The 275-nt window shown below is 56.4% G+C and carries 1 protein-coding gene; it reads left to right on the top strand.

Annotated elements, in window-relative coordinates; all coding sequences use genetic code 11:
• A partial coding sequence (locus FS818_RS28495) for an AMP-binding enzyme (protein ID WP_145336776.1) occupies nt 1-275 on the top strand: 275 nt, incomplete at both ends.

Raw genomic sequence — 275 nt, forward strand, 5'->3', positions numbered from 1 at the left:
GGGGAAATTGTACATCGTCTACTCCAGCACGGGGACGTGAAGGAAGCGGTGGTTCTGGCGCGGAAAGACGAACGAGACGAAGCGAGTTTGTGCGGATATGTCGTGAGCCGGGGGGCGTTTAATGCATCCGAGTTGCGCACGTATTTGAAACGGAGTTTGCCTGAGTATATGGTGCCATCGTATCTGGTGGAAGTGGAGCAAATTCCACTGACGGCCAACGGGAAGGTAGACCGGAGGGCACTACCGGAGCCCCAAGGGCTACTACAGACAACCGG

Origin of the sequence: Paenibacillus xylanexedens (assembly GCF_007680605.1) — a bacterium.
In the GTDB taxonomy this organism is placed as follows: domain Bacteria; phylum Bacillota; class Bacilli; order Paenibacillales; family Paenibacillaceae; genus Paenibacillus; species Paenibacillus xylanexedens_B.